This is a genomic window from Streptomyces spectabilis, from assembly GCF_008704795.1.
GTDB lineage: Bacteria > Actinomycetota > Actinomycetes > Streptomycetales > Streptomycetaceae > Streptomyces > Streptomyces spectabilis.
This window is the reverse complement of record NZ_CP023690.1, coordinates 348,844-372,741: the sequence shown is the minus strand read 5'-3', so window position 1 is coordinate 372,741 and position 23,898 is coordinate 348,844. Positions and strand designations below refer to the sequence as shown.

21 protein-coding genes are annotated in these 23,898 nt (G+C 70.1%); 8 read left to right on the top strand and 13 right to left on the bottom strand.

The annotated features are described in order from the left end of the window. Window positions 1–12: 12 nt before the first annotated feature. From asnB to CP982_RS01420, 7 genes are all read right to left on the bottom strand, one after another. The gene (gene asnB, locus CP982_RS01450) at window positions 13–1,947 is read right to left on the bottom strand and encodes an asparagine synthase (glutamine-hydrolyzing) (protein ID WP_150508766.1); all 1,935 of its coding nucleotides are present in this window, start codon (window positions 1,945–1,947) and stop codon (window positions 13–15) included. Between the two features lie 3 nt (window positions 1,948–1,950). Beyond that, window positions 1,951–3,480: a Wzz/FepE/Etk N-terminal domain-containing protein gene (locus tag CP982_RS01445; protein ID WP_150508765.1), complete on the bottom strand. Its 1,530-nt coding sequence runs from the start codon at window positions 3,478–3,480 to the stop codon at window positions 1,951–1,953. Continuing rightward, window positions 3,477–4,844 (bottom strand): Wzz/FepE/Etk N-terminal domain-containing protein, encoded by a 1,368-nt coding sequence (locus tag CP982_RS01440; protein ID WP_150508764.1) that lies wholly within the window; start codon window positions 4,842–4,844, stop codon window positions 3,477–3,479. The genes CP982_RS01445 and CP982_RS01440 overlap by 4 nt, the downstream gene beginning before the upstream one ends. Continuing rightward, window positions 4,841–6,106 (bottom strand): glycosyltransferase family 4 protein, encoded by a 1,266-nt coding sequence (locus CP982_RS01435; RefSeq protein WP_150508763.1) that lies wholly within the window; start codon window positions 6,104–6,106, stop codon window positions 4,841–4,843. The genes CP982_RS01440 and CP982_RS01435 overlap by 4 nt, the downstream gene beginning before the upstream one ends. Further along, on the bottom strand, window positions 6,096–7,412 hold the full coding sequence (locus CP982_RS01430; protein WP_150508762.1) for a nucleotide sugar dehydrogenase: 1,317 nt from the start codon (window positions 7,410–7,412) through the stop codon (window positions 6,096–6,098). Before CP982_RS01430 ends, CP982_RS01435 begins: the two co-directional genes overlap by 11 nt. Before the next feature lie 73 nt (window positions 7,413–7,485). Further along, window positions 7,486–8,964 carry a sugar transferase gene (locus tag CP982_RS01425; RefSeq protein ID WP_150508761.1) on the bottom strand — a complete coding sequence of 493 codons (1,479 nt, stop codon included), beginning with the start codon at window positions 8,962–8,964 and terminating at the stop codon, window positions 7,486–7,488. Window positions 8,965–9,801: 837 nt separating this feature from the next. After that, on the bottom strand, window positions 9,802–10,644 hold the full coding sequence (locus CP982_RS01420) for a helix-turn-helix domain-containing protein (protein ID WP_170316317.1): 843 nt from the start codon (window positions 10,642–10,644) through the stop codon (window positions 9,802–9,804). 277 nt (window positions 10,645–10,921) lie between these two features. Here CP982_RS01420 and CP982_RS01415 point away from each other — a divergent pair, with 277 nt between their 5' ends. Further along, the gene (locus CP982_RS01415; protein ID WP_170316316.1) at window positions 10,922–12,352 is read left to right on the top strand and encodes an MFS transporter; all 1,431 of its coding nucleotides are present in this window, start codon (window positions 10,922–10,924) and stop codon (window positions 12,350–12,352) included. A gap of 33 nt (window positions 12,353–12,385) precedes the next feature. On the opposite strand, the gene CP982_RS01410 is transcribed toward CP982_RS01415, so the two are convergent. Together CP982_RS01410 and cynR are read right to left on the bottom strand one after the other, a co-directional pair. Continuing rightward, window positions 12,386–13,687: a poly(ethylene terephthalate) hydrolase family protein gene (locus CP982_RS01410; RefSeq protein WP_150508758.1), complete on the bottom strand. Its 1,302-nt coding sequence runs from the start codon at window positions 13,685–13,687 to the stop codon at window positions 12,386–12,388. Window positions 13,688–13,830: 143 nt separating this feature from the next. Beyond that, window positions 13,831–14,739 (bottom strand): transcriptional regulator CynR, encoded by a 909-nt coding sequence (cynR, locus tag CP982_RS01405; protein WP_150508757.1) that lies wholly within the window; start codon window positions 14,737–14,739, stop codon window positions 13,831–13,833. A 125-nt stretch (window positions 14,740–14,864) separates the two neighbouring features. Between cynR and CP982_RS01400 the strand changes: the two genes are divergently transcribed. From CP982_RS01400 to CP982_RS01390, 3 genes are all read left to right on the top strand, one after another. Beyond that, a complete protein-coding gene (locus CP982_RS01400) occupies window positions 14,865–15,464 on the top strand; it encodes a carbonic anhydrase (RefSeq protein ID WP_150508756.1) in 600 nt (199 codons plus the stop codon). A 101-nt stretch (window positions 15,465–15,565) separates the two neighbouring features. Further along, window positions 15,566–16,036, top strand: a complete 471-nt coding sequence (gene cynS, locus CP982_RS01395) for a cyanase (protein ID WP_150508755.1) — start codon at window positions 15,566–15,568, stop codon at window positions 16,034–16,036. Window positions 16,037–16,110: 74 nt separating this feature from the next. Continuing rightward, window positions 16,111–16,608 (top strand): nucleoside deaminase, encoded by a 498-nt coding sequence (locus tag CP982_RS01390; protein ID WP_150508754.1) that lies wholly within the window; start codon window positions 16,111–16,113, stop codon window positions 16,606–16,608. Window positions 16,609–16,655: 47 nt separating this feature from the next. Here the strand turns inward: CP982_RS01390 and CP982_RS01385 are convergent, their stop codons facing one another. Continuing rightward, window positions 16,656–17,861 (bottom strand): IS256 family transposase, encoded by a 1,206-nt coding sequence (locus CP982_RS01385; RefSeq protein WP_229879412.1) that lies wholly within the window; start codon window positions 17,859–17,861, stop codon window positions 16,656–16,658. A gap of 707 nt (window positions 17,862–18,568) precedes the next feature. Between CP982_RS01385 and CP982_RS01380 the strand changes: the two genes are divergently transcribed. The 3 genes from CP982_RS01380 (at window position 18,569) to CP982_RS01370 (ending at window position 21,051) form a co-directional block, all read left to right on the top strand. Next, the gene (locus CP982_RS01380; RefSeq protein WP_221516006.1) at window positions 18,569–18,754 is read left to right on the top strand and encodes a hypothetical protein; all 186 of its coding nucleotides are present in this window, start codon (window positions 18,569–18,571) and stop codon (window positions 18,752–18,754) included. A gap of 72 nt (window positions 18,755–18,826) precedes the next feature. Next, window positions 18,827–19,471: a GrpB family protein gene (locus tag CP982_RS01375; protein ID WP_150508752.1), complete on the top strand. Its 645-nt coding sequence runs from the start codon at window positions 18,827–18,829 to the stop codon at window positions 19,469–19,471. 287 nt (window positions 19,472–19,758) lie between these two features. Continuing rightward, window positions 19,759–21,051, top strand: coding sequence for an MFS transporter (locus tag CP982_RS01370; protein ID WP_229879414.1), 1,293 nt, complete (start codon window positions 19,759–19,761; stop codon window positions 21,049–21,051). A 235-nt stretch (window positions 21,052–21,286) separates the two neighbouring features. Here CP982_RS01370 and CP982_RS01365 read toward each other — a convergent pair whose 3' ends face one another. Together CP982_RS01365 and CP982_RS01360 are read right to left on the bottom strand one after the other, a co-directional pair. Beyond that, on the bottom strand, window positions 21,287–22,033 hold the full coding sequence (locus CP982_RS01365; protein WP_150508751.1) for a GbsR/MarR family transcriptional regulator: 747 nt from the start codon (window positions 22,031–22,033) through the stop codon (window positions 21,287–21,289). A 226-nt stretch (window positions 22,034–22,259) separates the two neighbouring features. Continuing rightward, complete coding sequence (locus CP982_RS01360) at window positions 22,260–22,784, bottom strand: AAA family ATPase (protein ID WP_150508750.1); 525 nt, start codon at window positions 22,782–22,784, stop codon at window positions 22,260–22,262. A 192-nt stretch (window positions 22,785–22,976) separates the two neighbouring features. On the opposite strand from CP982_RS01360, the gene CP982_RS01355 reads away from it, so the two are divergent. Next, the gene (locus CP982_RS01355) at window positions 22,977–23,252 is read left to right on the top strand and encodes a hypothetical protein (RefSeq protein WP_150508749.1); all 276 of its coding nucleotides are present in this window, start codon (window positions 22,977–22,979) and stop codon (window positions 23,250–23,252) included. Between the two features lie 185 nt (window positions 23,253–23,437). Here the strand turns inward: CP982_RS01355 and CP982_RS01350 are convergent, their stop codons facing one another. Further along, entirely contained in the window at window positions 23,438–23,851 is a 414-nt protein-coding gene (locus CP982_RS01350; RefSeq protein WP_150508748.1) for a hypothetical protein, read from the bottom strand. Window positions 23,852–23,898 lie beyond the last annotated feature (47 nt).

Genomic DNA, 23,898 nt, shown 5'->3' with positions numbered 1-23,898 from the left:
GTCCCCTTGTTTCTACGCCGTCAGGCGAGCGTTGTCGCCGGACCCGGAGGTCGCGCCGCGATACCAGTACTCGAGGGTCAGCACATGCCACAGATGCTTGGAGAAGTCCCGCTGCCCGGCGGCGTCCTCGGCGACCATGCGCGCCAGCGCGTCGCGGCGAAGCAGCCCGGAGTTCACGAGCACGCCGTCGTGCACCACCTCGCGCACCAGTGGCGCCAGATCCCGGCTCATCCACGCCCGCAGCGGGGCGCTGAACAGGCCCTTGGGCCGGTACACGATCTCCCGGGGCAGGATCGAGGTGGCCGCCTCCTTGAGGACGGCCTTGCCCTGCCGCCCGACGATCTTGCGGTCGCCGGGCACGGCGAACGCCGCCTCGACCACCCCGACGTCCACGTACGGCACCCGCACCTCGGTCGACGCGGCCATGCTGGAGCGGTCCGTGTACGTGAGGTTCAGGCCCGGCAGGAACATCCGGGCGTCGCCTAGGCACATGCGGTTGACGAAGTCGTCGAGGTCGTTGTCACGGTAGACGTCCGCGTGCTCGGTCAGCACGTCGTCGACCGCCGGGGCCAGGTCCGGATCGATCAGGGCGAGCAGCTCGTCCTGGTCGTACATGGTGTAGCTGCGCCGGAACGCGGTCTCCTCCGGCAGCTCGGCGAAGGAGAGGAACCGCTTCGCGAACCGCACCGACCGGTACCCCCGGCGGGCCGTGGCGACCGGCAGCCGGTCCACGGCCCTCGACATCCCGCGCCGCAGGGGCCGCGGGACGCGCTGGTAGCGCAGCGCGATCAGATTGGCCAGGTGCTTGCGGTACCCGGCGAACAGCTCGTCGGCACCCATCCCCGAGAGCATCACCTTGACCCCGGCCTCCCGCGCGGCCTGGCAGATCAGATACGTGTTGATCGCAGCGGGGTCGCCGATCGGCTCGTCCAGGCTGTACGTCATCTGCGGCAGCAGGTCGAGCACGTTCGGAGCGATCTCGATCTCGTGCAGATCGACGCCGAACCGCTTGGCCACCTGCCGCGCGTAACGCAGATCGTCCGGCATCGCCTCGAACTTGGCGTCCTCGGCGCGGAAGCCGATCGTGTAGGCGGAGATGCCGGGCTGATGACGCGCCGCGAGCGCCGTCAGATAGCTGGAGTCGAGGCCGCCGGAGAGGAAGGTCGCCACGGGGACGTCGGCGAGCAGGTGCTTGCGGGTCGACTCCTCCACGATCGCGGCCAGGTCCGGCTGCTCCCCGCTGCGGGCCCGCTCCTGGCCCTCGGCGGCGACGTCCTTCAGGTTCCAGTAGCGGCCGCGCTCCACCCGGCCGTCGGGCCCGCACCGCAGCCAGCTCCCCGGCGGCAGCTTCTCCGCCTCGCGGAACGCGCAGCGCGAGTCCGGCACCCAGTAGTACAGGAGCGAGGCCACGAGCGCCGCATGGTCCACCTCCAGGGACCCGCCGGTCACGGCGGCGAGCGCCTTGAGCTCGGAGGCGAACACCAGACCCTCGCCGCGCCGGAGCAGGAACAGCGGCTTGATGCCCAACTGGTCGCGGGCGAGCACCAGTTCACCGGTGCGCTCGTCGAAGATCCCGAACGCGAACATGCCGCGGAGCCGGGGCAGACAGTCCGTGCCCCAGCGCCGCCACGCCTCGAGGACCACCTCGGTGTCGGAGGTCCCGCGGAAGCGCGCCCCGGCGGCCGCGAGCTCGGCCCGCAGCTCGGGCGCGTTGTACAGCTCGCCGTTGTACGTCAGGACCAGGCCGTCGGAGACCATCGGCTGGGCGCCGGTCTCGGACAGGTCGATGATGGCGAGCCTGCGGTGCCCGAGGTGCACCTCGCCGTCACCGACGGGGTGGCTGTACCGGCCCGCCCCGTCCGGACCGCGGTGGGCGAGGACGTCGGTGAGCCGGTCGGTCACCGCCTTCCCGTCCGGCCATCGGTAAGTGCCTGCGATGCCACACATGGTCTAGCGCGCCTCCTGGTCGTTGTCCGGGACCCGGGCGGCCGGCACTGAAGGGCGCTCGGTCCGCCGCTGTCCCGTCCCGTTCTGCCGGGCAGGCCGCTCGTAGCGGCCGCGCAGCGCGGTGTGCAGGCCGTCCCACAGGGTGCCGTCGGTCCGGTCCCGCGGATCGGGGTCGATCAGCACCACGCCGATCACCGGAATCCGCTGGTCCGCGAGTTGCCGCGCCACGGTGTGCAGCCATGCGGCGCTGCCGTGCCCGGCCCGCACGACGAGCACCGTCTGGCCGCCGAGGTACTGGAGGTCGGTCCACGCGGTGCCGGGCGCGACCGAGCCGACGCCGAGCCGCCGGGTCTCACGCGGCACGGCCGCGACGCCCTCGCCGCTGACCACGTCCGGGTCTCCCGACTCCTTGGGGCAGTCGGCGAGCTGCGGCCCCGGCAGCCCGTCGACGATCACCACGGGGCCCTCGGCCGCCAGTGCCCTGGCGACGTTCAGGGCGATCACGCTCGTGCTGTGCGCACAGCCCAGTTCGAGGAGCGACACCGGCTCCGTCGAGCCGCGCACGGCGCGGGCCACGGTCGTGGTGACCCGTTCGCGCGCCGTCCGGGTCCGCCGGGTCCGCCAGGGGCTGACCGACCTGCGGGGCACGCGACGCAGCTCCGCGATGACGGAGGCGCCCAGGTTCGCCGAGATCTCCCGGCGCAGTACGGGGCGGTCCGCCACCACCGTGCCGACCGCGGCCACCGCGAGCCCGAGGACGAGCCCGAGGACGAGCCCGATCCCGGCGTTGGTGACGGCGGCCTTGGGCAGGGAGTGCGGCACCGCGCGCGGGGCGTCCACGATCTGCGTACCGGCGATGAGCTTGGGCGTGCCGACACGTGCCTCCTCGGCGCGCTGGGCGAAGTCGGCGATCCGCGAGTTGAGCTCGGCCCTGCGGGCGAAGAGCGACTCGACGCTCGCCGACGTCTTCGGGTCGCCCTCCGGCGAGCGGCCTCCGATCGCCTCATTGACCTGGGCGAGTTCCTTGCGCATGCGGTCGCGCTGCTCCAGCAGGGCCGTGGCCTCGGCCTTCGCCGCGTTCCGCAGCCGCCGCACGTGGTCCGCGACGAACGCCTCGGCGAGGGCCTTGGCCCGGGCCACCGCGGCCGTGTCGCTGTCGGCCGTCACGTCGATCCGCAGCAGGTTGTTGGTCAGGCCGGTGCCCCGGTAGTCCTGCATGAAGTCCTCAGGCTTCTGGGGCGACTTGAGGGACTGGAGGGCCTTGGCGGCGATCCGCGTGGTCCCGAGGAGTTCGACGTCGGTGCGGATCAGCGTTCCGGTGTCGTTCGGCTGGTCCTCCTGGTGCGCGACGAGGACCTTGGTCATCGCGGCCGGTGGCGGCGGCCGCAGGAACGCCACCGCCGCGCCGGCGAGGAAACCGATGAGCGCCAGGGAGCACCAGAGGCGTCGGCGCCTGCGCACCGCCACCACCAGGGCCTGGAGGTCGAGGAGGGGAGTGGATGTTGACGACTCCGACGTCGTGCTCGTCGTCACACCGAATCTCCCGTCGTGTGGCCGGGGACCGCGAGCGCCAGGGTGGCGTTCTCCGGCGGCTGCCCCGTGGACCGCGTCGGACGGGCCCGGACGGTGTCGGCGATGACGATGCCGACGACCTCGTGGCCCGCGTCCGCACAGGCCCCGGCGATGCCCGCCAGTTCCCCCGCGGTCCAGCTGCCCGCGCTGAGCACGACCAGGGCGCCGGACTCGGTGTCGCGGTCCGGCACCATCGGCCGGGACACCGACACCTCCACCACGCGCAGCAGCGGATCGCTCTTGGCCTCGGCGGCGAGCTGCCCGGCGGCCCGGCGGGCGATCTCGTCGCCGTCCGGTACGACCACGAGCAGGCGCCGGGGCGCCGGGAGCTGCTCCCGGAGGCGGGCGCACACCCGCCGGTTGCGGACGCGTCTGCTGGCCTCGTCGCCGGACGGGCGCGGGGTTGGTATGTCCCACCGGGTGTCGACGCCGAGGAGCCGGCGGAGCCAGGCCCGCGGGTCACGGCCGAGCGGCCGGCGCGCGGACCGTTCCCCGGGCACGTCGACGGTGCCGAGCAGCGTCGAGCCGAGGGCCGCGGTGATCTCCGGTTCGGCGCGCAGCCGACGGTTCATCCGCGCGGCGGCCAGATGGCCGATGACCGAGACGAGGAAGAACAACAGCGCTCCGCCGACGACGAGTTGAATCCTCGTCGGCGGCGCCTCGCCGGTCGGCCTGGGCGCGGGGCCCATGACGACCATGCTGGCCTTGTCGGTCGCCGGGTCGGCCTCCTCCAGCTTCTTCATGGCGTCCTGCAGCGCGGTGCGCAGCTTCTCGAGTTCGGTGCGGGCCTGCACGCTCTCCACGGTCTGTCCGGGGTCGGCTGCTCTGGCCAGGTCGGTGATGCGCCGGTTGGTCTCTGCCACTTTCTTCCGTAGTGCTTCGGGCCCCGCTGCCGCGTCGGGGCCGGTGTCGTCGCCCGTGATGCGCGCGGCGAACGTGACGAACTGGCGGGCCATCTGGTCGGAGAGCCGCTGGGCCCGCTCCGGGGTCTCGGCCGTTCCCGAGATCTTGATGATGTTGCCTTCGGCGGCCTTGGCACTCACCCGGCCGCGCAGGTCCGTGCCGCTGACGCCCGCCCAGTCGAGCGCGGCGGCCGTGCGGTCCACCACCCCCGAACTGGTCGCGATCTGCGCCTGGGTGAGCAGCTCGCGCTCCTCCCACTGCCCCGGCAGCAGGACCGACGCCGACGCCGTGTAGCGCGGCGGGAACACCACCGAGACGCACGTGCCGACGAGCGCGCCCACCACGGTGAGGGCGGCCAGAAGTCGCCAGCGCCGACGGAGAATCCGCCCGATCGTGGCCAGGCGTATCGTGTCCTCGCTCAAGGGTGCTGCCTTGTTCCTTCCCGGTGCTGGTCGCCCGCCACTGCCGGGGTGCGACCCCGGCAGGCGGCGGCGTAGGCGGCGAGCAGCGACGCTTGCGAGTTCTGCCAGGAGAGCGGTCCGCTGATCCGCTCCTGGCCGATCTTGCCCATCCGGGCCCGCCTGTCCGGATCGTCGAGGAGCATCGCGACGAGTTCGGCGAACTCGGCCTCGTCGTTGGCACGCGCGTAGACCGCGGCGTCACCGGCGGAGACCCGTGCCTCCCTGAGGTCGAACGAGACGATCGGCCGGCCCATCGCCATGTACTCCAGGACCTTGTTCATGGTCGACACGTCGTTGAGCGGATTGCGCGGGTCGGGGGAGAGGCACACGTCCGCGGTGGACAGATAGCGCACCAGGTCGGCGTCCGGGACCCGCCCGGTGAACTGGACCTGGTCCGAGAGCCCGAGCTGCCGGGACAGCTCCACCATCGCGTCGAAGGCGTCGCCGGAGCCGACGAACACCGCGTGCCAGTCGGTCCGCCCCAGCTCGTCGCGGAGGGTCGCGAGGGCGCGCAGCGCGTAGTCGACACCGTCCTGCGGGCCCATGACGCCGAGGTAGCACAGCAGATGAGGCTTGCCGCGCTTCAACTCCGGCTCGGGCGGCACCGGTTGGAACCGCTCGATCGCGGGCGCGCTGCGCACCACGAAGACGTCCTCGGGTCTCTTGCCGCCGCGGCTCACCGCGACGTCCCGGTAGCTCTCGTTCGTGGCGATCACGATGTCCGCGGCCCGGTAGGTGAGCCGCTCCAGGGCGCGCACGGCGCGGTACAGCAGATCCTCGCCGCGGTCGAACCGGGAGAGGTACAGCTCGGGCACCAGGTCGTGCTGGTCGAAGACGAACCGCGCGCCGCGCCGCGTCAGCCACCGGGCCGGCAGGAACAACAGGTCGGGCGGGTTGCAGGCGTGCACCACGTGCACCGGGCCGACCTTGCGGGCCAGGCGGGCCGTGTGCCACAACGCCGTGCCGTACTCCCGCAGATAGCCGGCGGGGCCTCCGGTGGCCGCGCGCAACGGGTAGCGGTGGATCCGCACCCCGTCGATCACGGCCTCCGGCTCCGTGTCCCGCTTCTCCCCCCGCGGGCAGATGACGTGCACCGTCCAGCCCGCGTCGCGCAGTGTCGTGCACTCCTGCCACACCCGCCGGTCGAACGGCACCGACAGGTTCTCCACCAGAATCAGCGCGCGCCGGTTCGGCGCCTCGCCCCTGGTCGCGTTACCAAGCAAGTCCCACGTACCCCGGTTCGGTCCGACGCGCGTCGGCGTCGGGAAGGCGGATGAGATCGACGATCACCGGTCCGTCGCCATGGGGCAGCGCCCCGAGGACGTCCGGGTCCCTGGTCCCGACCAGGCACACCTCGGCATGGGCGAGCACCTCGTCGACGGAGTCGGAGAGCAGCTGCGCGAGGTGCGGGAGGCGGGTCTCGATGTACTCGCGGTTCGCGCCGAGCAGCCGCGAGAGGTTCACATTGGGGTCGTAGATCCGCAGGTCGTACCCCTTGCCGAAGAGTCTCTCCGCCAGCTCGACGAGCGGGCTCTCGCGGAGGTCGTCCGTGCCGGGCTTGAAGGACAGGCCGAACAGGCCCACCCGGCGCTTGCCGGTGCGCTCGACCAGGTCAACCGCCCGCTGCAGATGGTCGGAGTTCGAGGGCAGCACATGGGCGAGGATGGGCACCGACACGTCGGCCCGCTGCGCCGCGTGGACCAGGCTGCGCAGGTCCTTGGGCAGGCAGGAGCCGCCGAAGGCGAAGCCGGGCCGCAGATAGGCGGAGCTGATGTTCAGCTTGCGGTCGGCCAGGAACACGTCGATCACCTGGTGCGAGTCGACGCCGAGCGCCTGGCACACCGCGCCCAGCTCGTTCGCGAAGCCGATCTTGAGGCCGTGGAACGCGTTGTCCGCGTACTTGATGGCCTCGGCCGTCGGGACCGGCACCCGGAACACCTCGCCGGGCAGGCCTTCGTACAGCGCCGCCACCGCGTCGCCGCTCGCCGGGTCGAGCTCGCCGATGACGGTCTTGGGCGGGTCGAAGAAGTCCCGCACGCTCGTGCCCTCGCGCAGGAACTCCGGGTTGACCGCGACCCCGAAGTCCACCCCGGCCGTGCCGCCGACGAACTTCTCCAGGATCGGCACGAGGAGGTTCAGACAGGTGCCCGGCAGCATGGTGCTGCGGAACACGACGGTCTGCCGCCCGCCCCGCTCGGCGAGGGCGGCGCCGATCTGTTCGGTGACCCGCTCCAAGTACGTGGTGCACAGGCTGCCGTTGGGCTCCGACGGCGTGCCCACACAGATCAGGGACACCTCGCTGCCCTCGATCGCCTCGCGGACGTCGCGGGTGGCCCGTAACGCTCCGGTCCGTACGACGTCGGCGATGAGCTCACCGATCCGCTCCTCGACCACCGGGGCCTTGCCGTCGTTGACCAGGTCGACCTTCACCTGGTTGACGTCCACCCCGATGACCTCGTGCCCCATGCTGGCCAGGCAGGCGGCTGACACACAGCCCACGTAGCCGAGCCCGAAGACGCTGACTCTCATGATCCGTCTCTCCCCCCAAGCAGGCCTTCCTGGCCTGCGGTGCGTGCGCTGTCCGGACGACGACCCCCGCGCATCAGTAGGCCCCCTGCCCGTAGACCACCGCGCGCAGCGTCTTCCACAAGATCACTGTGTCCAGGGCGAGCGACCAGTCCTCCACGTACCGCAGGTCGAGGCGGACCGCCTCTTCCCAGGGCAGGTCACTGCGCCCGCTGATCTGCCACAGGCCGGTGAGCCCGGGCTTGACGAGCAGCCGCCGCCGGATGTCGGGGCCGTACGCCGCGGACTCCTCCGGCAGCGGGGGCCGGGGACCGACGAGCGACATCGATCCGGTGAGTACGTTGAAGAGCTGTGGCAGTTCGTCGATCGAGTACCGGCGGAGGACCGCTCCCACCCGGGTCACCCGCGGATCCCGGCGGACCTTGAACAACAGCCCCGCGCCCTCGTCGAGGCCGGCCAGCTCGGCGCGTGCCCCATGAGCCCCGGTGACCATGGTGCGGAACTTGAAGATGGTGAACTCGCGGCCGTCCTTGCCGACCCGGCGCTGACGGTAGACCACCCCGCCCCGGCTGTCCGCGAGCACGAGCAGCCCGACGATCACCATCAGCGGCGCGAAGAGGACCAGCAGGACCGCCGCGCCCAACCGGTCGACGACTGCCTTGACCACCCGGCGGCCCCCGGTGAAGGTCGGCATGCTGACCCGCAGGAGCGGGATGCCGAGCACCGCGTCGACGTGCAGCCGGGGTCCCGCGACCTCCATCAGGACGGGGGCCACGACCATGTCGGCGTCGCTGCCCTCGAGGTTCCAGGCGAGGCGCTGCAGCCGGTCCGGTGACCAGTGCGGGTCCGGCGTGACCGCGACGACCCGGTAGCCGTCGCGGCGGACGTGGCCCGCGACGTCCACGAGTTGGCCGACGACCGGCACTCCGTCCAGGTGGTCGCTGTCGAAGCCGGGCCCTTCCGTCGTGCACACCGCGTCCACCCGCCAACCGAGGTGCGGGAACTTGCGCGTTCGGGTGATCAGATCGTGCAGGGTGGCCGGGCTCCCGGCGGCGAGCACGGGTCTCAGGCACCGCCCTTCCTTGCGCTGCTTGTGCAGCCAGAGGCGGAGCAGATACCGCGCGGTCATGGTGACGAGTGCGATCGCGGGGATCGCGACGAAGATCCAGAGCTTGATGTTGCGCGAGGTGAGGGCGATCCCGCCGAGCGCGAGCACGACGGCCGCGGTGAACAGCGAACGGCCGAGCCGGCGGAATTCCTCAGCGCCCTGGCCGAGTACGGCCGGAGCCCACGCCCGGCTCACCGCGAGCGATCCGAGCACGAGCAGCTCGGTGCCGAAGGCGAGAATGCTCCACTTCTCGTGCCAGTTGGCCGCGTCCCGGACTCCGAAGAAGCCGCCGATCGCTGCCACCACCAAGGCGGTGGCCACGGTATCGCTGGTGATCACGGTACGGCGGTACCGCTGCTCCCAGTCGGTGGCGGGTTGGCTGATCGTCCCGTTCGTCAGACGCTCGCGCGTCGACGGAAACGGGCTGGCTAATTCCCCCTGCTGCACAGAACCCCCCCAGGTCGCCAGTGGCTTCGACGTGTTCGTCGCACACTGTTTCTTCACACGGGAGGACCAGCCCCCCGCGCCGCGCTGTTCCTCCCCTCGGGGACCCCCGCCCCCGCACATGACCCGTTCCGGCCATTTCAGCGCTACGTGAACAACCCACCCTGGCGGCAGCGAACTCGCCTGTCTGCCAGACCTTCGAGGTGTGCGGGAAACCCGTCGAAACCCCAGGTGCTCCCCGCACCCGAGGCCCCGTGCCGGGCCCCGAGAATCGATCACCCCCACGCCGGACGCCGTGGACGCGCCCACCGGCCGCCCACAACGCCGAACCTAAAGATCATTAATGGTTGCCTCGTGCCCGAAGAGCTGAAGCACGGTCAATTTAGACCATCGAGGCCAGTGTGTAGAGGGGCTGTGTGTAATTTGTGCTCAAGCTTTGAGACGGGCTCCACCGGACGGTAACCACCCGCGGCTGCCGCGACGGCGAGGGCATGCCGTGTGACCTGTGGTGATGAGAGTTCCCTGAGCTGTCGACGCCGGTGCCCCCGAGGCGTCCGGCGCGGGCAACTGGGGCGGGAACCAATCCTGTTGGCGCCCTCCAGTGAACGTTTTCGCGTGGACCAGTCCCCGAGTGGCGGCCCGCGGAAGCGGCTCCGCGGGCCACCGCGCCGCGCGCACTTCTCGTCCGGATCGAGCGTGCGGCCATTTCCTTCTTGCGTACTGTTGTTCGGCTGGCTGTGGCCGCGTCGAAGGGTGGCCGCAAAAAGAACTGAATTCAACTTTTCTTCGACGGGTGAGGGACTGAACCGGACCATTTCCCGTTCGATGGGCGAGGCGCGCTCAACGCTCGGCCGCGGCACGTTTCAGTGCCTCGTGCGTGGGAGAGCCTTCCTCCGCGGTGAGGACCACGAGTTCGAGAGGGCGTGCGCCGGGGACGACGTAGGCGGCGTAGTCCAGGTCGAGTCGGCCCGCCTGTGGATGGCGGAAGCCGTGGCTTCCTGTGGTCGGGCCCCGTACGTCGTGCTCATCCCAGATCGCGGCGAACCGGCTGCTCTGCCGGGTCAGTTCGGCTACCAGCCGACGGCCGCGTTCGTTGTGGGGGTCGGCGGCCAACGCGTGGCGCAGCCGGTGCACGTTGCCGCGTGCCACCTTCTCCCAGTCCGCGAGGAGCTCGGGCGCGCGGGGGTCGCAGAAGACGAACCAGGCGAAGTTCCGGCGCGGGGCGGGAAGTTCGGCGTAGTCGAAGAGCAGCCACGACTCGGCGCGGTTCCAGGCCACGATGTCGCGCATCGGCGTGACGACGTGTGCGGGATACAGAGTCAGTGAGTCGAGCAGCCGCAGGGTGGTCTCCGGCACGTGCGGGGCCGTCGCGGTTGCCGCGCCGGCCTGGTGCGACGGGCTCCCGGTGCCGAGTCGGTGCAGATGGCGGCGGCCGTCGTCGTCGAGTCGCAGGGCGGTGGCGAGCGCGTCCAGGACGTCGGGGGAGGGGCGGCGCTGACGGCCCTGCTCGAGGCGGGTGTAGTACTCGGGGCTGATGCCTGCGAGCGCGGCGACCTCCGCCCGGCGCAGACCGTGCAGCCGCCGGGTGCTGCTGCGGGACAGGCCGACGGCCTCCGGGGTCAGCCTCGCCCGGCGCGAGCGCAGGAAGTGGGCCAGGTCGGGCAGTGCGGAGGAGGGTGCCATACGCCGATTATCGGCGCGCCCCGCACCGCCGCTGGGGGTGGCCCTGACAGGGCCACCCCCAACGGTGCCTGCCCGCAGCGGTGTCTCGTGGCTGACGGCGTTCCGGCGGAGGCTGGGCTCCGGACGCGTCCGCGTCACTCTTCCTGCTCTTTTCGCACTCCTCGCTCTTCTCGTCTTTCTCGTTCTTGCTTCTCGTTCTAGGAGCTCGTCCATGTCCGCATGTTCTGGGGAAGCGCTTTCGCCTTCCTCCTCGCCCCGGTCGGCCCCCGCTGAACCTGTGGCGGTCGCCTGTCCCGATGCGCCGGGTTCCGCCGTACCGGTACTCGTCCGGTACGCGCCCCTGGCGGTGCTGAGTGCGGCGGCGGGCCTGGACGCGGGTGGTGTCGCCGTGCTGAACAGCGCGCTGCCCTCGATGGGCACGCACTTCGGTACCTCGGCGCAGAACCTGTCCTGGGCGGTGACCGGGTACGCGCTCGCGTTCGCCGGTCTGCTGCTGTGGGGCGGCGCCCTCGCGGACCGGCTGCGGCGCCGACGCGTGCTCGCCTGGGGCCTGGTGACCGTGGCGGCGGGCGCCGTACTCGCGTTGGTGGCACCCGCTTTCTGGCTGGTCGTGGCGGGACGCGTCCTCCAGGGGGCGGGTGCGGCGATCACCATGCCCGCCGCCACGGCCCTGTTGACCTCCGTGTACCCCAGTGGTCCGATGCGCTCGCGTGCCCTCGGCGTGTTCTCCGCGGCGCAGGCGGGCTGTTACGGGGCAGGCCTCGTGCTCGGCGGGGTGATCACCAGTGCTCTCGGATGGCGCTGGGTGTTCGCCCTCCAGGCCCTGGCGGCCGTGCTCACCGCCGTGGCCGCGGTGCGGTGGCTGCCGCGGGGAACGCGGCACCGCCGGACACGCCTGGACCGGACGGGCACCGGCGCGCTGGTGGCGGCCATCGTCCTGATCGTCCTGAGCGCCGACACGGGGTCCAGGACCGGAGGCGGCCCCCTCGCGGGCGTGCTGCTCGCGGCTGCCGCCGTCAGCGGATACGTGTGGTCGCGGCGCGGCCGTTCCCGTGACGGGGACGCGGTGGTCCTTGACCGGGGACTGCTGCGCCTGCCCGGCGTGCGGACGGCGACGGCCGTGGCAGGGGCCTTCTACTTCTGCGTCACCGGGACACTGTTCCTGCTGCCCCTCTACCTTCAGCAGGTGCGCGGGATGTCCCCCGCGTCATCCGGTCTCGCGATCCTTCCCGTCAGCCTCGCCGTCGCCGCTGCCGCGCTCCTCTCCGGGCGCCTGATGAAGAGCTACGGCCCGCGCCCCCTCCTGGCCTCGGGGATCGTGCTCACCGCGGGTGGCGTGCTGCTGTGGTGCACGGTCGGCGCACACAGCCCCTACGCGGGAGCGGTCCTGGCCGGGCTGATCGTCACCGGCATCGGACAGGGCGTGGCCTTCCCCGCCCTCACCGCCACCGGCCTGCGCGACGTCCCCGGCCGGGCCCATGGCACCGCCTCGGCCCTCACGACCACCGCTCTGCAACTCGGCAGCGCCGTCGGCCCCACCGTCCTGGCCGGGGCCGGGGCCGGGGCCGGTCAGGCCGTGGGGGCCGGGGGAGGCGACGCGCTGTCACTGTCCGGGTTCCACTTCGCCTTCGCCGCGGCGGCCGGCTTCCTGCTGCTCGTCGGACTGCCCGCCGCCGCGCGCCTCGGCGGGACGGCGACGCCGGGGTGACTGACCCGGGCACGGCGTCGCTGCGGGGCGGCCTCAGTGCGGCTTCACATACTCGACCCGTACGACGTCCGGCACCCGGGGCAGCTTCTCGCGGCCCGTCAGGAGCGCCTGCGCGTCGGTGTCGTTCAGCAGGTAGCGGCGGAAGAACGCGCTGGTGTAGCCCGTGGCGATGGTGCGCTGGGTGGTTTCGTCGAGCCCTCTGTGCTGCTGGTTCGTGCCGTCCTGGGAGACGCAGTGGCCGCGCCGCTTTCCGGGAATCGCGTCGTTCTCACCGGCCACCTGCCCACTGCGCGGAGACCACTGGGTGTTGAAGTAGTTGTGGTTGCCGCCGGTGAGGGTGACGCCGTGCAGCGGTGCCTTGTTCCGGCCCTTGTTCCACCTGACGTACTCACCGGTGTTGACCTGGTCGCACGTTCCCCACAGCACGGCCATCGGGACCTTGGTGACGGGCTCGTTCTCCCAGGTGGCGGTGGGTGCGAGACCGAGTGCCGCCTTCACCTTCACCCCGGCGGGCCAGGCGCCGTGCCGCTTGTCGGAGGCGTGCTGCATGACTCCGCCGCCGCCCATGGAGTGCCCGAGGGTGCCGACCCGCCCGAGATCCACGCGCCCGGCGAAGGCGACACCGCTCGTCCGGCCGGTCCTGGGATCCTTGAGCTTGCCCTTCAAGGGGCCCTTGCCCGCGTCGAGTTGCCGCCACAGGCCCAGGTGCTTGTTGATGAGGTCGGCGCGTGCCTGGTACACCGAGTCGGCCTGACCGCTGCTGGTCGCGTTGATTCCATTGGCTCCCATGGAGACCACCACGAAGCCTTGGCGGGCCAGTTCCTCGGCCAGATAGTCGTAGCCGGAACTGCTGGGCAGCGGGGCGACTCCCGGCCTACAGGGCCACGCCGACAGCCGGTCGCCCAGCTTTCCCACGATCCTGCGCTGCCGGTCGGCTTCGGCCCTGTCCCCGGCCTTCTCGGCCGCGGCCAGCGCCTTCCTGGCCTTCACCATCCGGTTCTGCGCGGCACGGTCCGCGCACGTGTTCCACAGGCCGTGCTGCATGACGATCAGCGGGTGCCTGCCACGGGCCACGCCCTTGGCGCCCTGCCCCTTCGGATAGTGGACCACCGCGGCGATCTCGTTCTTCCCCCGGTACGGCGGCGCCGGTACGAACGCCTGGTCTCCCAGGTCGTACGTCACCCTGCCCACGGCAGGCGAGCCGGCTTCCGCGGGGGCGGCCGCGGCAGGGTGCGGGATGGCCACCCCGAGCAGGGTCACCGCGGCACCCGCGAACAGAGCCCGCGCGCCGAATCGGCCACCGAGGAATTTCCTGCCGTGTATCTCCACCGCCACGCGGGGTCCCGCCTCTCACGTCCTCGTCGATGGAATGGCCCGCGCCTTCGGAGCGGCGACCAAGCCGCAGCGCATACGCGTATGCGACGCACCCTCCATCAACACCATGGCACTTTGCGATTCCGCAGGTTAATGCGTGCTTGTTAGGGACGTGTCAGGACGGAACAGGCCTGCGCCCACTCGACGGCCTGATGGGCGAAGGCGCGGGCCGCGGCGCTTTGGTACGTGCTTTCCCGGCGCAGCAGTGTGACGGTGCGGGAGGGGAGCGCGGGGGTGAGGGGGATAGGGGTCAGGTGGGCGTGGTCGTGAGCGATGGCGTCCGGCAGGACGGTGGCCAGCGGGGCGCGCGCCACGATCTCGGTGAGGGCGTTGATGGAGTTGGCCTCAAGCGCGATCCGCAGCCGTACGTGATGGTCCGCGAAGTGCTGGTCGATGTGCCTGCGCGTGGCGAAGTCCCCACTGAGCAGGGCGAATTGACGCTCCTCGAGATCGGTGACCGGTAGCGGACCGGGGGCGCCGAGGTCGGGGTGCTGGGGCCCGACGACCAGACTGAGGGCCTCGGTGAACAGCGCGGTGGCCTCGATGCCCGGAAGGTGGGCGCCGCTGAAGGCGATGCCGAGGTCGAGCCGGTCGGCCAGGAGGTCGGCTTCGATGCGGTCCTGGGTCGACTCGCGCACGTCCAGGGTGATGCCGGGATGGCGGGTGTGGAAGTCGGCGACGAGCGGGCCGGTGAGATAGGCGGTGAAGGTGGGGGTGACGGCGAGCCGGAGGTGTCCACGGGAGAGGTCCCGCACGTCAAGGACCGCACGCTCCCCGGCCGCGAGGTTCCGCAGCGCGCGCCGGGCGTAGTGGGCGTAGGTGGAGCCGGCGTCGGTGAGGCGCACGGTGCGCCCGGTCCGCTCCAGCAGTTGAACACCCACGGCCTTCTCCAACTGCTTGATCTGCTGGGACAGGGTGGGCTGGGCGATGCGCAGCTCCTCGGCGGCCCGGGTGAAGTTGGCGTGCTCGGCGACCGCGAGCAAGTAGCGCAGATGACGCAGTTCCGGCTTCATGCACCCAACTATAGATGAGAGCAATAGCAGTGAGTGATATTGCGTCTTGGACACTATAGGTGCAGGTCATGCACAGTGAATGACGTCGGCCTCACCGGCCACCCGATCGAAGGGAGTGAAAGGCCATGCGCCATCTCGACCAGGGAATCGACCGCTTTCAGCGGGAGGCCTTCCCCGCCAAGGCCGGGCTCTTCGCCCACCTGGCCACCACCCACCGGCCCGGCACGCTGTTCATCGGCTGCTCCGACGCCCGCGTCATCCCCGAGCTGATCACCCAGACCGACCCCGGTGAACTGTTCGTCATCCGCACCGCGGGCAACCTGGTCCCCGCCTACGCCCCCGGCGCCGACGGCGTCGCCGCCAGCGTCGAGTACGCGGTCGCCGTCCTCGGCGTGCGGGACATCGTCGTCTGCGGCCACTCCGCCTGCGGCGCCATGACGGCCCTCGCCGAAGGCCACGACCTCAGCGGCGCCCCGGCCGTCGCCGACTGGCTGCGCCACGCGGACTCCGCTCGGGCCCGGACCATGGCCGCCACCGACGGGCACGACCTCGCCGCCCTCGTACGGGAGAACGTCGCCGCCCAGCTGGCGAACCTGGCCACCCACCCCTCGGTGGCCCGCGCCCTCGCCGAAGGCGGCGTACGGCTGCACGGCTGGGTCTTCGACATCCCCACCGGCACCGTCGAGGACCTCGCCGCCGAGGCGCGCCCGGCCCTCGCGGCCTGACCCGCCCCTTCATCCCTCCACCGGACCGACGCTCCGGACCCCCTTCTTCCCGATCCCCCGCGACAGCGAGGGGACGGGTTCTGCGAAAGGAAACGCCTCTCATGGTGCACGCCCAGTTCGACAACACCGCCCGTCAGCAGCTCGCGATCGCCGCGGTCGAGGCCAAGACCCGCCGTGACCTGTCCTGGCAGCAGATCGCCGACGCCGCGGGCTTGTCCGTCGCGTTCGTCACCGCCGCCGTCCTCGGCCAGCACGCCCTGCCCGAGCCGGCCGCCGAGGCCGTCGCCGAGCTGCTCGGCCTGGACGACGACGCGGTGATGCTGCTGCAGACCATCCCCACCCGCGGTTCCCTGCCCGGCACCGTCCCGACCGACCCGACGATCTACCGCTTCTACGAGATGCTCCAGGTCTACGGCACCACCCTCAAGGCCCTGGTCCACGAGCAGTTCGGCGACGGCATCATCTCCGCGATCAACTTCAAGCTGGACGTGAAGAAGGTCGCCGACCCCGAGGGCGGCGAGCGCGCGGTCATCACCCTGGACGGCAAGTACCTGCCGACCAAGCCCTTCTGAGATACCCGGACAGCACGGCACACCCGGGGCGGGCCCGGGACCCCGGCCCGCCCCCCCCGCCCTGGAGGCTCCCCATGGACTTCGCACAGCGCACCATCGACATCGCCCGGCAGAACGTCGTCGAGGGCGGCCGCCCCTTCGCGACCGTCATCGTCAAGGACGGCGACATCCTCGCCGAGTCCCCGAACCTGGTCGCCCAGACCAGCGACCCCACCGCCCACGCCGAGATCCTCGCCATCCGCGAGGCGTGCACGAAGCTGGGCACCGAGCACCTGACCGGCACCACCATCTACGTCCTGGCCCACCCCTGCCCGATGTGTCTGGGCTCGCTGTACTACTGCTCTCCGGACGAGGTCGTCTTCCTCACCACCCGCGACGCCTACGAACCGCACTACGTGGACGACCGCAAGTACTTCGAACTCGACACCTTCTACGACGAGTTCGCCAAGGACCACACCGAGCGCCGCCTGCCGATGCGCCACGACGCACGCGAGGACGCCACCGCGGTCTACCGCTTCTGGCAGCAGCGCAACGGCGGCGAACGCCACGTGGCCGACGCTCCCACCGCCTGACGACCAGGGGTGTGTCAATTTATCGGCTGATCTTGGTTGTTGAGTGGTCAGTTGTTGCTCGGGGTCAGGCGACCCTCGAAGGCGATCTGGAACGCGTTCAGGGGTGCTTTCCAGCGCATGGTCCACCGCTTGCGGCCCTTGCCGGTCGGGTCCAGGCTCATCAGGGCCATGTAGATGCACTTGAGGGCGGCGGCCTCGTTGGGGAAGTGTCCGCGGGCGCGGACGGACCTGCGGATGCGTGCGTTGACGCTCTCGATCGCGTTCGTGCTGCAGATGACCTTGCGGATCTCGATGTCGAAGGCGAGGAAGGGCACGAACTCTGCCCAGGCGTCCGACCACAGCTTCACGATCGCCGGGTACTTCCGGCCCCAAGATTCCTGGAACTCCAGGAACCGCTCCGTCGCGGCGTCCTCGCTGGGTGCGGTGTAGACGGGTTTGAGGGCCCCTGCGACCTTGTCCCAGTCCTGGCGGGCGGCGTATCGGAACGAATTGCGCAGCAGGTGAACGACGCACGTCTGGACGATCGTGCGTGGCCAGACGGTTTCCACGGCCTCGGGAAGGCCTTTGAGCCCGTCGCAGACCAGCATCAGCACGTCGTCCAGGCCGCGGTTCTTCAGCTCGGTGAACACGTGCAGCCAGTACTTGGCTCCCTCGCCGCCGTCGCCGGCCCAGATGCCGAGGATGTCGCGGGTGCCGTCCACCGTCACCGCCATCACCACGTAGATGGGACGGTTCGCGACCTTCCCATCTCTGATCTTGACGTTGATGGCGTCCACGAACAGGACCGGGTAGACGCGGTCGAGCGGCCGGTTCTGCCATTCGGCCATGCCCTCCATCACTTGGTCGGTGATAGTGGAGACGGTCTGCTTGGACACCTCGGCGCCGTACACCTCGGCGAGATGAGCCGATATCTCTCCGTGCGTGAGGCCCTTCGCGGACAAGGAGAGCACCATCTCGTCGATGCCGGTCAGGCGTCGCTGTCGCTTCTTGACGATCTGCGGCTCGAAGCTGCCCGCAGTATCGCGGGGCACCTTCACTTCCACCGGCCCGACGTCGGTCAGCACGGTCTTGGCCCGGCTCCCGTTGCGGGAGTTGCCGCTGCCCCGGCCGACAGCATCGTGGCGTTCATAGCCGAGGTGATCAGTGATCTCACCTTCCAGGGCAGATTCCAGGACCCGCTTGGTCAGCTGCTGCAGCAGTCCGCCCTGCCCGGTCAGCTGCGGTCCCTCCGACCGGGCCCGTTCCACCAGCATCGCAACCAGTTGCTCATCCGACACGGGAGCAGGCTGCCCAGGCGGGACACTCTCGACAGGTTCCACGGTCTCCAACTCCACGGCGTTGTCAGTCACTTGACGTCTCTCCCATGATCGTCGGATCCGCCGTTAGATTTACACTCCCACGACCAGGGCGGCCCCTGCCGCGAGGCTCAGCGGCAGGGCGAGTCCTTTGCCAGGTGCGGGCCAGGGCGCGAATGCCCTTGGCGGTGCGGTCCGTGTCGGTGTTCCAAGGCGGATGGTGCAACGGCTCCGGCGGCGGCGAGGGTCCTGCCGTCCGGGAAGAAGGCAGCTGCGAAGAGGGCGGGAGCGCGTTCGGAGAAGGTGGCCGTCGCACGCAGTGTGGCCACGTCCCACAGCCGCAGGTTGCTGCGGCTTCCGTGGTCTGGCTCTGTCGGTGAGTCGTGGCTCTGGTCCACTTCGTGTGGTCGCGTACGCACGATGGCTGTTGATTCCTTGTGATGGCGGGTGAGTTCGCGGGAATTCGCCAAGCTGGATGGTGTGTGGTCGACAGTCGTCGGCGTGAAGGACGTGCTGTCGCAGCTGGATGAGCTGCTGTTCTCCCAGATTGAGGGCGTGTTGGTGGAGTCGGTCGAGGTGACCGACGCAGTCATCCGGGTCGAGCTCGGGCGACTGCAGGACGGGCGGCTTGCCGGGGATATGTGGCTCTTACCTGCGGTTTTCCCATGGCTTTCTGGCAGCGGGCAAGTTCGCAGACCGGGCAGGCGCCCGCCGACACCGCCGGTCTCACCCTTTCCTGGAACTCCGGCGTCGTGGAGGGCCACGTCAACCGGATCAAGATGCTCAAGCGTCAGATGTTCGGCCGCGCAGGATTCGAACTCCTCCGCAAACGAGTACTGCTGGTGTCATGACCACAGTCGGCAACGACCGGCCGCTCTGCACGTGAGCGACACCGGCGAACCCTCACATGGGATCGTGGGGCCATGAGTATCGTGATCTCGGTCAGCGAATACGACCCACAATGGGCAGCTGAGTTCACCCTGCTGCGTGATCAACTCGCCTCCCGTGTTGCGGACCTGGCGCTGTCCATCGAGCACGTCGGGAGTACGGCCGCACCCGGATGTGCAGCCAAACCGATCATTGATCTCGACATCGTGGTCACCGAGCCATCCACCATGGCAGTGCCGGTCACCCGGCTGGCCGCTGCAGGCTACCGACATGGAGATCTGGGAGTCGCGGGGCGAGAAGCATTCCAAGCCCCGCTGAACGCTCGCCCTCATCACCTGTATGCCGTTGTTTCGGAGTCAAAGCCTTACCTGGATCACATTCTGTTGCGCGATTACCTACGCCATCATCCCGATCAGGCACGGCGATACAGCCAGTTCAAGAAGTGGGTGGCACTGCAGTCCGCCGCCGACCGCGAGGGTCGGACAGCCTACTCGGAGGCAAAACGCATGCTGGTGAAAGAACTTCTCAGCAAAGCTTTGCCGACCAAGGCACCCGGAAACGTGACGCAAGTGGCAGCGGAGGAACTTCGAGCCCATCACGAAGAGGCCAACGGTGACACTGCGTACGCGACCACACGAAGTGGACCAGAGCCTGAGTCGCTACAGCCCAAGTACGGGTGACCTGGCAGACGTTCCACAAGGCCCTGGATTTGGTCTGGATCGAGCCGCGCAAGAAGCTGTCCCCGCATCCAACCAGGCTGGAGGCTTACAAGCCGCTGATCGACGAGATGTTCCGCAAGGATCCGGACGCGCCGTCGCAACGGCGGCACACCGCCAAGAAGGTCTTCGACCGGCTGCTGGACGAGTACGCCGCGGCGGGGATCTCGTATCAGGTGGGCCTGCGCAGTCCCAAACAGCCGGGGGATTGTTCTCCGTACCGTGCCGCCACATCGTGTTTCGCCGCGGTAATGTTCCTGACCGGGCTAGCCGCGCTGGCAGTGGTACCCACGCTGCCGACGGCCGCACGGGACTTGGATGGGGTGTCGCTCTACCCGCTGGCGGGATGCTTCGTGGCCGCGAGTCTGCTCGGCGGAGTACTGGGAGGCCATTGGGCAGACCGTGTCGGGCCGCAGCGTCCGCTGGCGGCAGGTATGGCGCTAGCTGTGGTCACCCTGCTGGTCTCGGGCGCCAATACGTCGGTCTGGCAGCTGAAAGCCGGACGTTACCTGGACGGGCTGGCGGGCGGGATGGTCGCGGTGTCGATCAACACCGCCATTGGCCAGGCGTACCCGGACCAGCTGCGGCCGCGAGCGCTGGCCTTGATGAGCGCCTGCTGGATCGTCCCGTCGCTGATCGGCCCCCCGGTGGCGGGACTTGTGGCCGAGTGGTGGTCCTGGCGCGCGGTCTTCTTGGGCCTGGCCGCGCTCACCGTGCTGCCCGCGTGTGCGGTGGTGGCCGTGTTGCGCAGACCTTCCTGGGCGGCCACGCTCGCCGCCCCGCCGGACCGTCGGCCGCCGCGGCCGGCGCTGATGGTCGCGACAGCGGTAAGCCTGGTTGCGGCGTTGGGACAGTGCGGCGTCTCGGGCCGGAGCATAGGCCACCTGCTGTTCGCAGCGGGCGACTTCGCCCTGGTGGTGGTGTTCGCGTCACGGTTGCTTCCTCCGGGCACCTGGCGTGCCGCGCGCGGCCTGCCCGTCACGGTGCTTCTGTGCGGCCTGGGTTCAGGGGTGTTCTTCACGTTGGAGGCCTACGTGCCCTTGCTCCTGGTCACCGATCGGGGCGCGCCTCCTTTGGTGATCGGCCTGGCCTTCACCGGCGCCGCCGTGGCCTGGGCCGGCTCCTCCTGGGTGCAAGGCCGTCTGCTGGGGCATTGCCCTCGTCACCGCCTGGTCATGGCCGGAGCACTCGTGCAGGCAGCTGCGGTCGTGGTCGCGGTCACCGGAACGATTCCCGCGGCGCCCGTGTACACCGCCGCATCGGCCATGGTCATCGCGGCCATCGGGATGGGCATGTATGCCCCTTCCCTTACCGTGCTGTCACTCACCCACAGTCCACCCGGCCGACTGGGCTATGCCAGCAGCGCGATGCAGACCACGCAGAACCTGGGCCAGACAACAGTGTTGTGCGTCTCTTCGGTCCTTTTCAACTCTTGCTTGGGCATCGGCTCAACCGAAGCCGTCAGCTACGGTGCCGCCTTCGGACTGCTGCTCGCGCCGTGCATCCTGGCCGCCCTGTTGGCAGCCCGCGCCCGCAGCGCGTGAGCCTCCGCCTACATTCGCCGCTCATTCATGTCCGGGTGCTCCGGCCCGCGGGCACCTCGTGATCGTCGACATCGGCAAGTCCGCCTCCCACTACGGGCATGGTGTGCCGATTGAGGGGTGTCATGCTCTGCTCCTGAGGCTGCGCTGCCGCAGGGGCGGCTCTGGCTGGGCTCCTTTGCGAGGAGAGGCCCCGCCTACACAGTTCAGACAGGGGTGTCCGTGGCGCTTCGGCATGTCAGCTGTCGACGGCAGGTTGTACGACCTCCCGGGTGGAGCGGACTTGTGGCCATAGCTCCATCCACTGCAGGAGGTAGTGGCTGAGGTGGTCGAGGAGTTGGCCCAGGCCCTCGAGCCGGGCGCCGGCCGGGGTGTCGGGGCCGAGGACGCTGACGCAGTCGTAGGCGGTCTTCGCGAGGGCGGTGTTGTGCCGGAAGTTGCCCACCACGGCTTGGTACAGCACGTCTTCTCCGACGATGTAGCGGTCGTTGCGCTGTCCTGCTGCCCGTTCCCGCCGGATCATCTCCTGTTGTTCCAGCAGGCCGACGGCCTTGGAGATGGACGCCGGACTGACAGCCAGGTGTTGGGCGAGTTCCGCGGCCGTCACGCTGCCGGAGTCCGTGACGCACATGAAGGCCAGCACGCGGGACGTCATCTGCTGCAGGCCTATCGCGGCGAAGAGTTCCACGAGGCGCTGCTCGCAGGCACGCACTGCGGCCTCGTCCCGGCCGTAGCCATGGTCGGCCACAGCAGCCGTCCGCGCCCTCTTGGGTCTCGCCGGAGTGCTCCGCCGGGCGCGCTGCCCTGCCGCGTGGTGCGCGCGGTCCGCCCGGTACTCGCGGGGCCCGCCGTTACGCATCACCTCCCGGGTGACGGTCGACGTCACCCGCTCCAGTCGCTTGGCGATCTCGGAGTACGACAACCCCTCAACCAGCCCTGCGGCGATACGTCGCCGGTCCTGCCGCGTCAGCCTGCTTCCTGCCATGATGCCCCCTCGCACGGACGAGGTCCTCGCATGCCCTCGTGTGAGTTCTCAACCTTGCTGTTGTGGAGAGGTCGCTCTGAGCTGCGCGGTTGCGTCGGCGAGTGACAGCCGCGCCTCAGACCTCCGCACCGCATTCTGAAACGATCAGTTAGTCCGCTCACCATCTCAGGCTCGCTCACTCGGAGCGGGAACCGGCGCGCTGTGTCCACATGTCGTGAGGCGTGCATCAGTTCTTGACGGCGTCTGCGATCTGCCAGGCAGTCTGGGTGGGGGTGAGGTGGGTGGTGTCGATGACCTCGGCCCGGGTGTGGAGCCAGGTGCGGGCGGCTTCGGCGTAGGGCTCGAGATGGGCGAGGCGGAAGGGGGAGTTGGGGCCGAGGACGGTGTCGCCCGCGATGCGGGCGCGGAGGGTGTCCTGGTCGGCGTGGAGGACGAAGTGCCGTACGGGAATGTCATGGCGGGCCAGGCCGGTGCTGATCTCGCGCCAGTAGGACTCGACCAGGACGGTCATGGGCATCACCAGGGTGCCGCCGGTGTAGGCGAGGACGTGGCGGGCGGTCTCGACGACGAGCGGCCGCCACGGCGGCCAGTGCTGGAAGTTGTCCGTTGCGGGCAGCCCCGGTGTGATGTCCATGAGGGTTTCACCGACCTTCTCGGCGTCGAACACCCGTGAATCCGGAAGCAGTTCCTGCACGAGCCTGCTGGTGGTCGTCTTGCCAGCGCCGTGGGTGCCGTTGAGCCATACGATCATGAGCCCCGAGGCTAGCGCCGTACCGGGCCGCGGGGCCAGGCGCTACGGAAAAGCGCCGTTCAGCCCCGAGCCCGAGCGGGACTGGCACGCCCCCCGGCGCCCCGTGGGCCGTCGCCGCCCTCGCCGCGCCCCAGTGCCGCCTCGCTTTTGAGGATCAGCCCGGCCGCCCCATCGCTGCGTAGAGTTGTGACCATGACGGACACGAGGGGGAGGTGGCCCAAGGTGGATCTGGACAGTGGCGTCGAGGACGCGACGCCACTGATCCTGGAGTGGCTCGGCGAGCAGGGTGCAGACGCGATGCTCCGGGTCGACGCCGAGCGCCTGCGGGAGGGGCGGCCCGCGTGGACCTTCGCCGCCCACGGCGGGCCGCTCTCCGAGGGGATGCGGGCTGACGGGGCCTCCGTCGCGGAATGCATGGGCAGGGCCCTGCTCCGCCTGCGCGAGGCCGGACTGGCCGTTCCTTTCTGACCTTGCGCTCAAGGCCTGGCCTGCCCGCGTTCGTTTGCAGGCCGTTCTCTGTGAGAGTCGCAGGCCGTTCTCTGTGGAATACGCGCAGACCGCGTCGGGCTCGGCTTCGTGAGAGCCGAGCCCGACCCGGCCGGTCAGGACTCAGCGGGGTAGAACCCCGTGCTACCCCGCTGGCCGCTGCCGGTTCAAGCCCGGTTCAGTTCGGCGGGCAGCCGCGGTGCGTCGACTCGCTGTGGGCACTCCGCGTCGGCCCCTCCGTCGGACAGGTGGGAGTCGGAGATCCATCCGTGGGTCTCGGTGCCGGCGATCCGCGCGTAGGTCCAGGTGTTGCCGTAGTCGTTGACGGTGTAGCACCAGTAGTAGACCTTGGTGCCCGTGTCCATTCCCCTGACGTTGCCGCAGGCGGCGTAGGGACCCACCTTCATGTTGGCGCCACGCGTGAGCGTGCCGGAGCCGTGGTCGAGGTTGGCGTAGTCCCATCCCGAGCAGGTCACTGCCTGCGGGGCCGCCTGGGTCGGTGCTGCGGCCAGGGCGCTCAGCCCGAGGGCGAGGCTGCCCACGGCGGCCAGGGCCGCGGTGTGCCGCTTGAGTCGTGTCATGGATGAAGTCCTTCCTGGTCGGCACGCCCACCGGGGGATCCCGGCAG

Coding starts and splice junctions, on each gene's coding strand:
- cynR (WP_150508757.1), bottom strand. CDS start 14,739: ATGAAGCCGGAACTGCGTCATCTGCGCTACTTGCTCGCGGTCGCCGAG.
- cynS (WP_150508755.1), top strand. CDS start 15,566: ATGGTGCACGCCCAGTTCGACAACACCGCCCGTCAGCAGCTCGCGATC.
- asnB (WP_150508766.1), bottom strand. CDS start 1,947: ATGTGTGGCATCGCAGGCACTTACCGATGGCCGGACGGGAAGGCGGTG.
- CP982_RS01380 (WP_221516006.1), top strand. CDS start 18,569: ATGGCTTTCTGGCAGCGGGCAAGTTCGCAGACCGGGCAGGCGCCCGCC.
- CP982_RS01420 (WP_170316317.1), bottom strand. CDS start 10,644: ATGGCACCCTCCTCCGCACTGCCCGACCTGGCCCACTTCCTGCGCTCG.
- CP982_RS01390 (WP_150508754.1), top strand. CDS start 16,111: ATGGACTTCGCACAGCGCACCATCGACATCGCCCGGCAGAACGTCGTC.
- CP982_RS01385 (WP_229879412.1), bottom strand. CDS start 17,861: ATGCTGGTGGAACGGGCCCGGTCGGAGGGACCGCAGCTGACCGGGCAG.
- CP982_RS01400 (WP_150508756.1), top strand. CDS start 14,865: ATGCGCCATCTCGACCAGGGAATCGACCGCTTTCAGCGGGAGGCCTTC.
- CP982_RS01360 (WP_150508750.1), bottom strand. CDS start 22,784: ATGATCGTATGGCTCAACGGCACCCACGGCGCTGGCAAGACGACCACC.
- CP982_RS01365 (WP_150508751.1), bottom strand. CDS start 22,033: ATGGCAGGAAGCAGGCTGACGCGGCAGGACCGGCGACGTATCGCCGCA.
- CP982_RS01375 (WP_150508752.1), top strand. CDS start 18,827: ATGAGTATCGTGATCTCGGTCAGCGAATACGACCCACAATGGGCAGCT.
- CP982_RS01430 (WP_150508762.1), bottom strand. CDS start 7,412: ATGAGAGTCAGCGTCTTCGGGCTCGGCTACGTGGGCTGTGTGTCAGCC.
- CP982_RS01350 (WP_150508748.1), bottom strand. CDS start 23,851: ATGACACGACTCAAGCGGCACACCGCGGCCCTGGCCGCCGTGGGCAGC.
- CP982_RS01355 (WP_150508749.1), top strand. CDS start 22,977: ATGACGGACACGAGGGGGAGGTGGCCCAAGGTGGATCTGGACAGTGGC.
- CP982_RS01370 (WP_229879414.1), top strand. CDS start 19,759: ATGTTCCTGACCGGGCTAGCCGCGCTGGCAGTGGTACCCACGCTGCCG.